Source organism: Chitinivibrionia bacterium (assembly GCA_009779925.1).
Classification (GTDB): domain Bacteria; phylum Fibrobacterota; class Chitinivibrionia; order Chitinivibrionales; family Chitinivibrionaceae; genus WRFX01.
In genome coordinates, this window is the sequence record WRAZ01000002.1 from 88,478 (window position 1) to 101,988 (window position 13,511).

Annotated in this window: 12 protein-coding genes; 4 read left to right on the forward strand and 8 right to left on the reverse strand. The window is 38.9% G+C overall.

Annotated features, from left to right (window positions below; genetic code table 11):
• Positions 1-23: 23 nt before the first annotated feature.
• The 4 genes from FWE23_01650 to FWE23_01665 are packed head-to-tail and all read right to left on the reverse strand — an operon-like array spanning position 24 to position 3,505.
• Positions 24-341 (reverse strand): DUF721 domain-containing protein, encoded by a 318-nt coding sequence (locus FWE23_01650; GenBank protein ID MCL2844146.1) that lies wholly within the window; start codon positions 339-341, stop codon positions 24-26.
• A complete protein-coding gene (gene recF / locus FWE23_01655) occupies positions 329-1,429 on the reverse strand; it encodes a DNA replication and repair protein RecF (GenBank protein ID MCL2844147.1) in 1,101 nt (366 codons plus the stop codon). The genes FWE23_01650 and recF overlap by 13 nt, the downstream gene beginning before the upstream one ends.
• A gap of 26 nt (positions 1,430-1,455) precedes the next feature.
• Positions 1,456-2,604: a DNA polymerase III subunit beta gene (gene dnaN, locus FWE23_01660; protein ID MCL2844148.1), complete on the reverse strand. Its 1,149-nt coding sequence runs from the start codon at positions 2,602-2,604 to the stop codon at positions 1,456-1,458.
• A gap of 52 nt (positions 2,605-2,656) precedes the next feature.
• Entirely contained in the window at positions 2,657-3,505 is an 849-nt protein-coding gene (locus FWE23_01665; GenBank protein MCL2844149.1) for a hypothetical protein, read from the reverse strand.
• 337 nt (positions 3,506-3,842) lie between these two features.
• Between FWE23_01665 and floA the strand changes: the two genes are divergently transcribed.
• Positions 3,843-4,829: a flotillin-like protein FloA gene (floA, locus tag FWE23_01670; GenBank protein ID MCL2844150.1), complete on the forward strand. Its 987-nt coding sequence runs from the start codon at positions 3,843-3,845 to the stop codon at positions 4,827-4,829.
• A gap of 2 nt (positions 4,830-4,831) precedes the next feature.
• On the forward strand, positions 4,832-4,999 hold the full coding sequence (locus FWE23_01675; GenBank protein ID MCL2844151.1) for a hypothetical protein: 168 nt from the start codon (positions 4,832-4,834) through the stop codon (positions 4,997-4,999).
• 105 nt (positions 5,000-5,104) lie between these two features.
• Here the strand turns inward: FWE23_01675 and FWE23_01680 are convergent, their stop codons facing one another.
• On the reverse strand, positions 5,105-6,250 hold the full coding sequence (locus FWE23_01680) for an ATP-binding protein (protein MCL2844152.1): 1,146 nt from the start codon (positions 6,248-6,250) through the stop codon (positions 5,105-5,107).
• Positions 6,251-6,825: 575 nt separating this feature from the next.
• On the opposite strand from FWE23_01680, the gene FWE23_01685 reads away from it, so the two are divergent.
• The gene (locus FWE23_01685; GenBank protein ID MCL2844153.1) at positions 6,826-9,195 is read left to right on the forward strand and encodes a hypothetical protein; all 2,370 of its coding nucleotides are present in this window, start codon (positions 6,826-6,828) and stop codon (positions 9,193-9,195) included.
• A 97-nt stretch (positions 9,196-9,292) separates the two neighbouring features.
• Here FWE23_01685 and FWE23_01690 read toward each other — a convergent pair whose 3' ends face one another.
• On the reverse strand, positions 9,293-9,832 hold the full coding sequence (locus FWE23_01690; protein ID MCL2844154.1) for a hypothetical protein: 540 nt from the start codon (positions 9,830-9,832) through the stop codon (positions 9,293-9,295).
• A gap of 132 nt (positions 9,833-9,964) precedes the next feature.
• Here FWE23_01690 and FWE23_01695 point away from each other — a divergent pair, with 132 nt between their 5' ends.
• Entirely contained in the window at positions 9,965-10,921 is a 957-nt protein-coding gene (locus FWE23_01695; protein ID MCL2844155.1) for a flippase-like domain-containing protein, read from the forward strand.
• A gap of 23 nt (positions 10,922-10,944) precedes the next feature.
• Here FWE23_01695 and rimO read toward each other — a convergent pair whose 3' ends face one another.
• Positions 10,945-12,228, reverse strand: a complete 1,284-nt coding sequence (gene rimO, locus FWE23_01700; protein MCL2844156.1) for a 30S ribosomal protein S12 methylthiotransferase RimO — start codon at positions 12,226-12,228, stop codon at positions 10,945-10,947.
• Between the two features lie 48 nt (positions 12,229-12,276).
• On the reverse strand, positions 12,277-13,506 hold the full coding sequence (locus FWE23_01705; GenBank protein ID MCL2844157.1) for a hypothetical protein: 1,230 nt from the start codon (positions 13,504-13,506) through the stop codon (positions 12,277-12,279).
• Between the last annotated feature and the right edge of the window lie 5 nt (positions 13,507-13,511).

Below are 13,511 nucleotides of genomic sequence, written 5' to 3' on the forward strand. Positions count from 1 at the left end.
TGTATCGTTCCTTTTCTAAAATTTTATTTGAAAATAATTTTTTCCACGAGTACTTTTGTGTTTTTTCTTGAATTTATCGATTTTTTGATTTCTTCCTCCATAAATTTGAATTCTACTTTTAATATCGGATCGGAAATTTTCACCGTTAATTTACCATCTCTAAACTTAACAACAGACGTCTTTGCGCTAATTTCCGCACCAACCGCATCGGCATAAATTTCAGAAATATCGACAGTTCTTTCAGAAGCACCTTTTTCATATTTTTTAAGGAGCGCGGGAATGAACTTGTCAATTCTTTTATTTTCAAGATTTTCTTTTCGTTTAATTTCTATTTTTTGCAAGATTTCATACCTCCGTGTTTTACTTCAAAATAATTCTCCAACGGATAATAATCTAATTCTTTCCAACTGTGAATTGCTATGAAAATTTGTCCGTTTTTGTTAAGTATTTCAAAAAATTTCTGTTTTCGCGAAATATCCAAGTCCGAAAAAGCGTCGTCTATTACAATTATAATTTTTTTGTTTTCTTTTGATAAATATTCTACAGCCGCAACTTTTAGTGCAATCGCCGCGGATTTACATTGTCCCTGCGAGCCGAAATTCATTAACTTTGTATGAGAGGCGACCGTCGCCAGAGGCAGACGAAATTCAAAATTATCTCTGTGAATTCCTGCGCTTGTATATTTCAATTCTCTGTCTTTTGCAAGATTTTGCTTTTGGATTGCATAATATTCGTCTTCTGTTTCACAATTTACACAAGGTAAATATTGCAAATCTATCTCCAAATCTCCACTTGAAATATTATTATAAACTTCTCTTACATAAGGACTTATCTGTGTAAAAAATTGTTTTCGCTCATTTATAATTTTTATTGCGACATTACTAATCTGCTCATCGTAAATATCTATTAAATTATTGTCAAAATTCGTGCTTATTACAAAATTTCTTTGCCGAACAAGATTTCTGTATTCTATTATATTGTGCAAATATTCGCTGTTTGTTTGACTTATTGTCATATCTATGAATTGTCGTTTTTCTTGCGGAATACCCCTTACTGTTTTAACGTCGTCAACGCCAAAATACACAAAACCGTTTCTTCCGTAAAGCGAAGAAAACGTCTTATGTTTTACACCGTTTTTTGAAATACACGTATCGTTATTCTTTGAAAATCCGACTGATTGGATGATTTTTTCGCTGTTAAAATCCGTAAAATTTGCCGAAACGCTTGCTTCGCGTTCTTCTATAAAAACCATTTCTCTTAATGTTGCACTTCTGACGGATTTTCCTGTTATACAAACGCCGATTGCTTCAAAAAAATTGGTTTTTCCACTGCCGTTTTCACCTAAAAAAAGACAGCCTTCTTTAGGCAATTCAACCGATAAATCTCTGTAAGAACGGAAATTTATCAGTTGAATATTATCTAAAAGCATATAGCGATTGTCGCCTGTTTGATTTTTTATTCGCTAATTCTGAGAGGCATTAACAAAAACAGAATATTTTTTGCTTCTTCGTCTTCGGCATAAATCGGTCTTACTACAGCGCCGATATTTCTCTCAACAAACTCAAATTTAACATTTTGAGTATCCATTGCCGAGAGAACATCAATTAAAAACAGCGAATTAAAGCCGATTATAAACGGCTCATCATTGTAATCTATGCTTAAAAATTCGTCGCTCTTAGTGTTTGTGTTTATGTCTTCGGAATGAAGTCGCAATTCACCGTTTTCGAGGTAAAACTTCGTTAAATTATTTGTTTTATCGGCAACACTTGCAGTAATTTTAAGAAGGTTAATGATTTTTTGTCTGTCAACCGAAAAATGCTTTTTATATTCCGCAGGAATTACTCTTTTGTAATCAGGATAAGGTCCTTCGAGTAATTTCGTTATCAATTCAAAATCATCGGCAAAAAACGAAACACTGTTTTCAAAAAATGAGAACTGAATATTTTCGTATCCGAAACTTTCCACTATTTTTGCAACGCATTCCAACGGCTTAGGAGGAATAATAACGGAAACATCACCGTCAAATCCGAGCGCTGAATTAAAAGACACAACACTTAATCTGTTTGCGTCGGTAGCAACACAAGTAAATCTGTCTCTTGTGCAATCAAAGTTAATACCTTCTAAAGCGCCACGATTTCGCGATGGGTCTTTTGTCGCCGCAAACGGAGCGACTTTCGATGACAAATATTTAAGTTTATCCGCAGGAAGCGTATAACTTTTGTTTTTATCAAAACTTACAAATTCCGGATAATCGTTTACATCAACGCAGGCAAAAGCGGACTTGGATTTTCCGCGGATTAAAATTATATTGCTGTCGCTGACCTCAATTACTACGTCTTGGTCGTCATCACTTGCCGAAACCGCGCTGTTAGTCCAACTGCATATTTTACTTGCATTTATAACAAATTTTGCTTCATCCTGACTATCTATTGCAATACTTGCCATAACCGACGTATCCATATCTGTAGCATAAACTCTAAGCATTCCGCCCTGAGTTGTAAATTTAAGGTTGCATAAAACAGGGTATGGTGTTCTTGTAGGAACGATAGGGGACACTTTTTGCAGTAAGTCCTTAAATGCCTTAAAATTTACCGAAAATGACATAAATTCTCCTTTTTTTCTTTTTTTCCGCACTAAAATACTATTTGGGCAACCGTCAAATACTCATAACGGCTTCATAAATCTGTTTTTCCGTAAGTTGATTACCTTTTGCATCAAAAACACGACTTGTTCCGGTCGAAATCTCATCGCCAAGCACTAAATTTCCATCTTTCGTATATCCGAATTCCATTTTTGTGTCTTTAAATTTAAGTCCTTGCTTTTCAAATTTCTCAGTCAAAAATTTCGCTCCGATTGCAGTCATACCCATTGCTTTTTGTAAATCGCAAGCATTAACGCCTTGTTGTACAAAATACTGCCACAAGAAAATCGGGTCGTTTGCGTTGTCGTGCTTAACACTTGTTTCAATCATTGGCAAACCATCGCAATTTCGCAAATCCGAGCCTTCTTCAAAATATGGAAAACGAGTTAAAACGCTTCCAACAGCAATATTACGCGCAATTATTTCTATTCCGCCGCTTGTGTATGTTTCACCTTTTTTTACAAATTCGGTATCAGAACCAAGATATTTGAATTTCATACCGCTACCCAAAAGCGTCAATGTTTTTGCAGTAAGCACATTTTTTTCAAAATCAACGTCAATATTTTGTGTAGGAATGCCGCATTCTTTGCTTAACATCTCAAAAACTTTCCAAGTCATAGCTAAATTCATATGTCCAAGTCCGTCCTGATGTCCTGCAATTTCGTTTCCGCCGCCGTCTTTAACGCCTGCAGTTCCCGTAAAACTATCCAAAAAGCGCATTACTACCTGATTTTTATCATCAATAATTCCGACAGCTTTTGTTTTGCCGCTTTTAATGTATCTCGCACCTTTTGCCTTAAAAATCTCCTTTGAGATTTCTTCCTGTTCAGCCATATACTGATTAATTTCTTTTTCCGTCATCATTCTCCTCCTTATTTTTAGTGGGAAAATACTATTTTTTATAATAGAAAAACGAAAAAAATTTAAGTAATATAAAAAAATAAATAATATTAATATTTTTAATATTTTCTCTTTCTTTATACTTGTTGATAACTGTTAGAAATTGCGGCGAACATAATAAACAGTGAATTTATATTGTTGAAACAAATGTAAAATATTGTTAAAATCAAGAGATTTTTTTAATTTAATATAGTTTTCAAAATGTTTTCAACTAAATATTTAACAATTATTGTTAATTTACTTTGGCAAATACTAATTTTATCGTGGAAAATTAAAAAATTATTTTTAGAGGAGTTTTATTATGGAAGGATTTGAACAACTGACATTAGTCGTCGGTATTTTTCTGTTTATAATGTTTATCGTTTTTGTGGGCTCGCCTTTTGCTTTGTGGTTTCAGGCAATTGTCAGCAGTGCGAACGTCGGACTTTTGAACATTGTATTTATGCGATTTCGTAAAGTTCCCGCAAAACTTATCGTTGACGCGATGATTACTGCGACAAAAGCGAATTTGCAGATAACGAGCGACCAATTGGAAGCGCACTATTTGGCTGGCGGAAACGTAATTCGCGTAATTCAGGCGTTGGTTGCGGCAAGTAAAGCGGGCATTCCCCTTACTTTTGAAAGAGCAACCGCTATTGACCTCGCGGGAAGAAACGTTCTTGAAGCAGTTCAGATGAGCGTAAATCCGAAAGTTATCGAAACGCCGAAAGTCAGCGCCGTGGCAAAAGACGGTATTCAGCTTATGGCTTTAACTCGCGTAACTGTTCGCGCAAATATCGACAGACTTGTCGGCGGCGCGGGCGAAGAAACGATTTTGGCGCGCGTGGGAGAGGGAATTGTAAGCACTATCGGCTCTGCGGATTCGCACAAACAAGTTCTCGAAAACCCCGATTCAATATCAAAACGCGTTCTTCAAAAGGGACTTGACAGCGGAACTGCTTACGAAATTTTGTCAATAGACATTGCAGACGTGGACGTCGGTAAAAACATCGGCGCAATTCTGGAAACCGACAGAGCGGAGGCAGACAAAAAAATCGCACAGGCAAAAGCTGAAGAACGTCGCGCAATGGCTTACGCAAAAGAGCAGGAAATGTTGGCGAAAGTCCAAGAAATGCGCGCTTTGGTTGTTGAAAAAGAAGCGGAAATTCCGTCGGCAATAGCGAACGCTTTCAGAACGGGTAATCTTGGAATTATGGATTATCAAAAGATTAAAAACATTGAAGCAGACACAGGTATGCGCGCGTCAATCGCTAAAGAAAGCACTGCCGAAAAGAAAGAAATTAAGTAAAAATGGGCAAGAAAAGACCATTAAACCCCATTTTTGAAGCGCAACCGGAGCCGCAAGAACAAAAACCTGCGGCTAATGCGCAGAATTTTATCGCTTCTCTCAACAAAGAAAAGCTGAGGGAAGCGATAATTTTAAAGGAAATTTTGGATTTACCTGTATCGTTGAGGTGATGTAGGGGCAGGTTTAAAAACGAAGTTTCGTGTAATCAAACCTGCCCTTCTGTTATGTGCTGGGCTTGCAGAAGTTTTTGGCTGTTTCAAATTAAACCGTCGTTTTCATTTCTTTATTTCGGCTAAAAATTGACGAATTCCGCTAATGAAAACATTGTCTTTATACGGATAAATATCCTCTATCGGACAAATAACAAAAGATCTTGTCGGTGATAAATCCTCTATACTGCTCCAAAAACCCTTGGATACCTTAGGAGAAGTGCTTGATTTTAATTCTATCGCAATAATTTTCCCCGATTTTTCGAGAAGCAAATCTATTTCCGCTCCTGCGCTTGTCCTATAAAAACACGGATTCCAATCGCTTAAAACCGAACAAATTTGCTCTATCGCAAACCCTTCCCACGAATTTCCAATCATAGTGTGCCCGAGCAAATCGTTGAAAGAATTGATTTTTTGCAGAGAATGAAATAATCCCGAATCGCGAAGATAAACTTTCGGCGTTTTTACAAGTCGTTTCTTTGTATTTGCAGAAAATGGTTGCAATGTTCTTATTAAAAACGCACCTTCTAAAAAATCAATATAACCTCGAAATGCAGTATGCGAAACTCCAAATATTTCGCCAAGTTTGCTGAAATTAAGTATTTCGGCGTGCGAATGCGAAATCAAAGAAAACAAACGGTTAATTTGCATAGATGCAAGGTTTATTCCAAGTTGCGGCAAGTCTCGTTCTATAAAAGTTTTTATGTAAAAAGTTCTCCAATCGTTGCTCAAATTTATGTTTGGCGCGGTAATGCTCCCCGGAAAACCACCTTTTAACCATATATCTTGGATAGGGATATTGCTCATTTCAACGCAATTCAACGGCGAAAGTTCGCAAAAAGCAATTCTGCCCGCAAGCGTTTGTGAACTTTGTTTTATAAGCCGCGGCGACGCCGATCCCAAAATGAGTATTGGCGTTTTGGTCTGCGCGCTATCGACAAAAGAGCGAATTTCGCCAAATAAATTTTCGCGAATTTGAATTTCATCAATTATTATCAATTTGCCGAGATTATTATTAAAAAACAGTTCGGGGTCGGATAATTTGAGATAATCGCTTTCTTTTTCCATATCGAGATATATGGAATCGCCGCTTTCTTTCGCAATTATTTTTGCAAGCGTTGTTTTGCCGCATTGCCGCGGTCCAAGTATCGCAACTACAGGAAAATACGAGAGATACTCTGCTATTTTTTTCTTTTCTTCACGTTCAAACATATAAAACCATCCTTGCAATTTGAAAGTTAAAGTTTCAATTTACAAGGATAAAATAGTTTTTGCGCGATATTGAAAGGGTGGTTTTTTCACAAAAAAATTTTTTTCCCATTTTAGTATTCATATTAAAAATATTTGCTATCAATAAATCAAAAATTTCCCGCAATTCTTCCCCGTTTCTTCAAAGCCTAAACCTATATTAAAAACAAATTTAATCAGCGATTTAATCACTGATTAAATCAATGGTTGAAATAATAAAATGTTGGTGTTGGTGTCAAGAGCGAAGAAAAATTGTGGGAAAAATGTCGAAATGCAAGATTTTTCTGCTGTTTGGTAGGGGGATAATGTATTTTGTGGGCGCGACGAATTGAATAATGAGATTTTTGTTCTCATTATTTGTTGTTTATTTTTGATAGTATTGAATCGATTGACGAATAGTCCTTAGTGGCTGTTCTGTCTGTCGGTCGATTCGGTATTAAACCAAGAACGAACATTATTCAATTTGTCGCAAAATTGTGAATTTTTCGGCAGAACAGCCTTTTGCTGTTTCTGTTTTAACTTTTATAAGAGGTTGTTTTATGGGCAGATTTATTAAGATTTTAGCGGCGGTAATGTTTGTTGCGAGTGTGGTATGCGGACAGATTGATTGGTCTGCAAATAGAATAACAATATCGACAGCCGAAGAATTACACGAATTTCGAGACACGGTAAACGCAGGAAGAAATTTTGCAGGACAGACGGTTTTGTTGCTAAATGACATTGACCTTAACGGAAATCAGGGAAATCAATGGTTGCCGATTGGACCGGGCAATTGGCATAGCACAGGATTTCAAGGCGTGTTTAATGGCAATGGCTATTCTGTAGAAGGAGTGTTTATAAACCAACCGGGAAAAGAATTTCAGGGATTCTTCGGAGTAATTGGGCAAAACGCAACAGTAATGAATATAGGTGTTTGTGTTAATATTACGGCAAGCCGATGGGTTGGTGGATTGGCAGCGATAAATTCCGGCACAATTGAGAATAGTTATGTTGTAGGTAATGTATCAGGAATACCAACATCTGAAACTACTGCATTGGCAGTCGGTGGATTAGTAGGCGATAATTATTTTGGAATAATTAAAAACAGTTGGGTAGGGGCAAACATTAAAGGTTTCCGTTCTGTAGGCGGAATAGTAGGCGGAAACCTAGGTAATGCTACAATTATTAATTCATACGCTATTGGAAATGTAGAAGGCGAGGAACTCGTTGGTGGATTAGTAGGCGATTTTAACACAATAGGCACTATCACCAATTCGTTCTCTCTTTCAGGAGAAGCGCCACATTGGATTGGAAGGATTGCTTCAAATGATGGTTTCAGGTCAATGAACCAACTTCGCCAACAATCCACGTTCACCGATTGGTGCTTTTACACCATCTGGAACATCGATGAAAACATAAACAACGGTTTTCCGTTTTTGCATCGGAGGACTAAACTCCCTGAAAATGCAATACAAAAAATTGAAACTCAAATTTTCACAAATTCTCCGATTACTCCCGGTATTGTAGTAAAAGACGGTGAAACTGTTTTGCGACCTGATATAGATTATGAAATCATTGGGCACAGAGGCAACACTAACATTGGAAAAGCATTTATAATTGTGAGAGGCAAAGGCGATTTTTCAGGAACGATAGAAGCACCATTCGGGATTGCTCCGGAGGGTGCTATATTATTAGATGTTCAGTGGTGCAATGAAGTTGAATTTGTATTTAATGGTGCTCCGCAATCTCCTACAGCAAGTATTGCCGTTAACCCAAATAACAACGATGTTTTTGTCGTTCATATAAGCGGAGCGCGAACAAATGTCGGACAAGGGCAAGCAAGAGCAAGTTTGGCAGATGGGTACAGCGCGCTTTATAGGTTGCGATATTATACAAGAAATTTTGATATACTTCCAAAAGTGCTTACTGTCGATTGGGATACAAACACTGCAATAATTTTCAATAGACAGGCACAAGTTCCGAATGCAACCGCAAGAGACGAAGAGCTCGATATTTATATTCAACTTGATATTTTTCACAACCTCAACCGTATTATGGCAAACAATATTAACGTAGGAGAATATTCTGTCGTGGCAATGATACGCCAAGACAACCGAGATTTTCACATAAATTACAGATTAAAGAAAGAAGATGTCGAACGCACTTATGAAATTGAGCACCGTCCGATTACCATTTTACTTGAAGCCGACCAAAACGCAGGTGTAAATTCAATATCAGGAGGCGCAGAAAAAGATACCATCGTTGTTATTCCCAGCTTATTTGCCGATTCGAACAACCTTAAAAATATAATTCTCGGCTTGGTTGATTTTGACAATTTTGTGGGCGACGACGACATAAGCGTTTTCGGCTCCGCGCGCCCCACGGTAAAAATTATAGACCCCGAAGCCGAAATAGAGGAATCGTCTCGCTTCGGACGTTCGGACGACCTTGTAAGATATCGATTATATCTGCTGAGAATAGAAACTGAGGGTATGTTTGCAGAAAACTACCAAATCGGAGCAACGGAGTTTTTTATAAGAACGGAAGAGTTTCTTCCAAACTTTATTCGCCAAAATACCTCGCGCGATAGCAGATACGGCATTCTCCTTGAAAACACAATCGTATCGGATTTTGCGAGGATTTCGGTAATCACCCCCGAACAGGCAACGGTGAATTTGGCGATTTTCGATAATTTGGGCAATGTTGTGTTTTCGGCGGACGGTGTAGGGGCGGGGTTTGCCCGCCCTGAAAACAGAACGAACGGCGATTTGGGCGGGCAGACCCCGCCCCTACAAAACGCCATCGTCTGGAATTTAACCAACCAATCAGGCAGATTTGTCGGCAATGGTACGTATTTAATTATCGTCGAAGCAACCGGTATCAGCGGGCGAAGATTCACCTATTCCGCGCGACTTGGAGTGAGTAGATAATTTAACCATAAAGAAATGGCAGACTTTTGCCTCTTTTAGGAATTAGAAAAAAAAGAACGTCCCGCTTGGATTTGCGGGGCGCTTTTTTTTGCTCCGCTTATTCCAACACTTCCGCTAAAAACCCGTCCCTATTCCTTCTCAATCTGAAACTTTCGTCAAATCTCGGAATATAAACGTTTCTTGCTCCGAATTCGCTTTCTTCTTCATCGGCGTACCAAATGGTAATTTTCGGGCGAAAAATATGCCTTTTTTCAGCAACGTTTGCGGAATCTCCCGAAACCACTAAAATGTCGCTTACAATATTTTGCGCCCGCCTAAAATCTTCTGTTTCTTCAAAGGGAATAACTATGAGAATATTATTTGCCTGCGCCGAAATTCCCCAGCTTTTGTTTTGTATTTTCCAACCGTGCACAAAAAAAGTGTCTATTATTCTCATACTCGGGTCGAGCGGAATTGAAATTCTGTAGTCCTCTGTTCGAGTGTTATGATTTTCCTGAAAAAAAATGATTGCGCCGTCGTCAAAATAAAAAGAGCTTCGCATTCTCCACGGATTATTAGCCGCTTGCTTCGAATACCATCCGAAAAAAAGGGCAAATCCTATAAAAAGCACGGTTTTTATTTTCTGAGCAACAGGCATATTTTCTCCAAGAATATAATTTTTTTTAACAAAAATAGTATTTTGCGCCGACAATATAGTATATTTAATTGCTTAAAGTAAATATAAATCGGCGCTGCGCGCCATCTAAAAGAGGAGTTGTCGCCGCCGAAAATGTCAAAAAATAAGATAATACTCAACATTGTCCGCATAATGTTTATAATAGCGCCTATTTTATGGCTGTTTTTTGCAGTCGATTACAAGTCGGTGATAGCGGAACTCGGCTCTGTTCATTTGGTATGGATTTTTGTCCTTTTTGCGATAATTTTCGCACATTTTATTTTACAATCGCTCAGATGGTGGATTTTAATTAGACCTTTTTGCGACAAAATTAAAGCCGGAGAATTCATTATTCTAAACTGGAAAGCGCGCTATTATTCCGCAATGCTCCCAACTTCCGCGGGCTTGGATGTAAGCCGCGCCGTGCTTCTTAAAGACCGCCTTTCGATGTCTCAAATAGTCGCAATTTCCTTATTTTTTCGGATAACGGGAATAATTATGCTTGTTTTGCTCTCGGTTTTCGGATTTTTTCAGTTTTCTTCGCACGACGGCGTATCGACCGCGGCTATAATTGTTGCGCTTATGTTTTTAGCTTTATGCGCGATAATGGCTCTTTCGCTTCACCAAAAAGCGAGCGACAAAGTATTGTCGATGCTGCCGCAAAAACTGCCCCAAAAACTTAGAAATTTCATAATAAAAGGCATTTCGTCAATCTTGCTTTACCAAAAATTTCCAAAACTTATTATTGCGAATATGTTTTTTTCGCTTTTAACGCACATTGTATTTTTATTTTTCCCGATTGCCGCAATTTTTGCGCTCAGCGGCGAATTAAAGATTTTGGAATGTCTTAGTTTTATCCCGCTTATAGAAATAATTTCCGCCTCAATTCCGATTTCGCCCAACGGCGCGGGCGTTCGCGAGGGCTTATCCATACTGTTTTTCGATTTTATAGGACTATCGCCCGAACAAGCGTTTTCGTATATCGCCCTATCAATGATTTTATATCTATGGATGTTTTCCGGCTTTTTTGTAATTTTGTGGGAAAAGATGAGGAAGGCGAGAAACGCATAAGTTTTATTTTTTTCGCCGAAAAATCACAACTTCCTCACAAACTTCGCAATCAAATCATAATCGTCGCACTCAATAACTTCCACTTCTAAAAAATCGCCCGCGTCGGCGTCGCCGTCGATTAAAAACACCCGCCCGTCAACTTCGGGGGCGTCGGAAATGCTTCGGCATTCAAAGTTGTATTCTTCAAAATCGCTTATTCTGTCAACGATGACTTCTATGATTTGTCCGACCTTGTTTTCTTGCGACTGCGCGCTGATTTCTCGTTGGATTTCCATAATTGTATTCACGCGCTTTTGCACGGTTTTTGTTCCCACTTGTTTGGGAAAATTCGCCGCTTTTGTGCCCTCTTCCGCCGAATACGGGAAAACGCCCATTTTGTCGAATTTCGCCCATTCTACAAACTCGCATAGTTCGTTAAAATCTTTGGGCTTTTCGTTGGGATAGCCGATGATAAACGAAGTTCTTAACGTGGCGCCTTCAACTTTTTCGCGGATTTTTTCCACAAGTTTGTATAAGCCCGCCGACAAAGGTCTTCTTCCCATCGATTTAAGAATATCGTCGCTTATATGTTGCAAAGGAATGTCGAAATAAGGTAAAATTCGCGGGTTTTGAGCGATAAAATCCAAAAATTCGTCGCTCACAAAACTCGGATATAAATACATAAGTCGTATCCAACGAAAATTCGTCTTATCTATAAGCATTTTCAGTAAGTTAACTATGTTTGTGCCTATGTCTCTGCCGTAAAAAGAACTGTCTTGAGCAACCAAAATAAGCTCTTTTACGCCTTTTTCCTGAAGCCAGAGCGCCTCTTTCAATATTTTATCCGTCGGCTCGCTCCTAAAATCGCCTTTAATGCTCGGAATTACGCAAAAAGAACATTTGTGCGAGCAACCGTCGGCAATTTTTAAGTATTGGCTGTGGATAGGCTCGGACAAAATTCGCGAAAAATCGACGTTTATTTTTTGCAAATCGTAAAAATTTTGCAGTTCTTCCTGCCAATTATCGGTGGAAAGCCATAAATCGACCTCGGGAAAATCCGCGGCGACTTTTTCTTTGTATCTTTGCGAAAAACAGCCCGAAACTATGAGTTTTGCGTTCTCGCTTTTTTGTCCGATATGCTCCAAAATAGCGTCGATAGCTTCTTTGGTCGCTTGTTCTATGAATGAGCAAGTGTTCACGATTATCGCGTTTGCTTCCGCCGAATTTTCAGTGAGTTCGAAACCGTTTTTTACCAGAAATCCCGCAATGGTATCGCCGTCAACAAAGTTTTTGGAACAGCCCAAGTTGCATAAGTGTAGTTTTTTCATTTTTTATATTTTTCCCTTCTTTTGATGGGTAAAATACTATTTGCCAACTTACTTAATCAAAACCCGTTTTGACAAATTGAAATCGTTTGTTTTTACCTGTAAAATTGCCGTTTGATTTTTTGCAATCGACCTTGGAAATGCTATGCTTGCCGAATTTTCGTTTACTTTTACGGCGCGTTCAAAAAGCAATCTTCCGCGCAGGTCAAAAATGGAAATGGTTGCGGTTTGCGCGGTTGTCGGAAGCGATAAATTTAGTTGTCTGTTGCGAATTGTCGCGTTAAATGTTTTGTTTGCGCGCGGAGAATTATTAAGATTTTGCGGCGTTTTCGACGATGGTATATCGTTTAGAGTTTCGTATTTTATCCAATCGAATTCCGCGGAAAATGTTCGGCTTGGCGCTTCTGTGGAGTTGGGTTTACCCTCTGCCGCCCAATCGTTTGTGTGCCAAAAATTGAACATAAAAGAAGCGGGTTTTTGCGTAATTCGAGAATCTTGGAGCGTTCTTCCGTGCGGCTCTCTGTAATCCCACATAACTATGGTGTCGCTTTCGTCGGCGGGGTTTAGCATCCACCAGCGAATGTTGTCGGTTTTCCAATCAAATCCATAAGTGTAAAAATTTTGGGAAGCGTCGAAATTCGGGATTGCGCGAATTGTTTCGGGATAATTTTCGACCCCCGTAAGCGGAATTCCCGCCGAGGCAAAACTTGTGCCGAACGTTGTAGAAAGAATTTCTCCCGTCGCCATATTTACAATTCTGCCTATTTTTCTGAAGTTTTCGCCGTCCTGAAAGTCTGTCCAAGCGGTCAAATAAACTAATTGCGGGTGGGCGACAAGCCATTCGATGTCGATTTCGCTGTTGTCGAAAAGTCCGTTTTGGTTCCAATCGGGCGCTTGTCCGCTGCTCCATTCATCGCTGTAATACGTGAAAAATCCGACAACGCCACCGACGTTCGGCTGGTCTTGAACGCACGGAATTCTTACTCTTGTCGAATATCTGCCGAAAAGCGTTAGTCTCGGCGTGTTAAAATTAGGTCCTTGCCACGCGCCTGCCGCATTATCGGGGTGCATATCCAATCTCATCACTCTCGTTTGCGGTTCTGTTTCGGAAAAAACCCCGTTTTCCCAAACATTTCGGTTTGAAGCGGCGCTCATATCGAATTGAAAATTAGTCGGCAAGCCCGCATTATTAAAGTTTTCGGTAAAACTTCCCATAAAACTTTGCGCAAAAATTTGCGCCGCAACTGCAAAAACCACTAAAAAAACGATTTTTTGTTTCATAAAAT